Source organism: Frankia sp. AgKG'84/4 (assembly GCF_023242965.2).
In the GTDB taxonomy this organism is placed as follows: domain Bacteria; phylum Actinomycetota; class Actinomycetes; order Frankiales; family Frankiaceae; genus Frankia.
In genome coordinates this window covers 1-1263 of sequence record NZ_JALKFU020001134.1, presented here as the reverse complement: position 1 = coordinate 1263, position 1263 = coordinate 1, and the positions used below count along the sequence as shown (strand labels likewise).

Genomic DNA, 1263 nt, shown 5'->3' with positions numbered 1-1263 from the left:
CCCCTGCCGGTGCCGGCCGGCGCGAGGGGGCGGAGCCATGCGAGCCGAACGCCGGGCGCATCGCGCCCGCCGCGGCCTCGGGCAGCGCGTCGAGCTCGATCTGCTGGGCGTCGATGATCCGGGCGGCGAACCCGCGGACGAGGGCGTAGTAACCACCGGGGCCGCGCGGCCTGTTGCGCATCAGCCACAGCAGGCCGTGCTGGCGGTAGCTGTCGGGCAGGCCGGCGTCGGCGGCCAGCGCACCGGCCGCCGGCGGCAGCGGATCGTGCGTCGATCGCCACAGGACCCGCACGAACCCGTCCTCCAGACGGGTCGCGCCGGCCTTGCTGAAGTTCTCCACCCGGGCGCCGAACACCGCCCATTCCCGACCACACCAGGCGTCCTTGAAATACGGATCGGAACACAGCGCCACCATGGCCCGGGTTCGCCCGGCGCCCTGCGCGAGGGCGCGCCCGGCGTCGCCGCCAGGCGCCGGCCGGGTATCGAGAAGCCCGCCGACCGCGGTGCCGGCGAGAAGGCGGAGTTCGTACTCCAGATCCGTGTGAAAGCGCTGTATCCAGCGCCGTTCGTCCTTCGCGGCAGAGGAGACGAAGAAGTAACTCTTCATCGCCGGCCCTCAATTATCATGACGTCGCCCCCGAGCCCGCCGCCTACCCGGGCGGTATCGTTCAAACGCTATCAGCCAACGCCCGCAAAGGCGATGACCATAGTGCCGAGCACGTCAATGAAGGCTCAACGCGCCGGGTGGCCGCGAGGGGTCATCCGACGTCAGCCACCGTGGGCCGGGAAGGGCGCCGGGGCCGTCTGTCCGCCGGCCGACAACGACGGCCTGCGGATGTTGTCAGGAGACCGCCCAGTGCTCCGGTTCGAGCCGCAGCCAGCGGTCGATCTCCGCCCGCCACCAGATCCGGGTGCCGCCCCAGGTCGGGGTGCGGTTCACCACCGCGGCCGGGGTCGGCGCGGCCGGGTCCACCCGCAGCCGGTGATCGACCGCCTGCCGGGTCAGGCCCAGTGCGCGGGCGATGTCGCCGGAGCCGACAAGCAGCGGTAGGTGATCCACGTCTGTCGACGTTAGCCAACCTGACCCTTCCGACGCCCGTGGAGCGGACGTTGTTCCCTCCAGGTTCCCTCGAGAGCGACCGGAGCCCGCCCGTGCGCGACCATTCGGCCCCGGGATGACGCGGCACCCGCCACCGACCCCGCGCCGGCCCTCCCTCGATCGGGGGTAGGTCTCGGCGCGCCGCGCGCTCGGCGGGCCACGGC

The 1263-nt window shown here is 72.8% G+C and carries 2 protein-coding genes; both read right to left on the bottom strand.

What is annotated here, in order from left to right; all coding sequences use genetic code 11:
• Positions 1 to 607 (bottom strand): TIR domain-containing protein (locus MXD58_RS27875; RefSeq protein WP_250611146.1); only part of this gene is annotated, 607 nt, incomplete at its 3' end.
• Between the two features lie 234 nt (positions 608 to 841).
• Complete coding sequence (locus tag MXD58_RS27870) at positions 842 to 1060, bottom strand: hypothetical protein (RefSeq protein ID WP_248837888.1); 219 nt, start codon at positions 1058 to 1060, stop codon at positions 842 to 844.
• Positions 1061 to 1263: the final 203 nt, after the last annotated feature.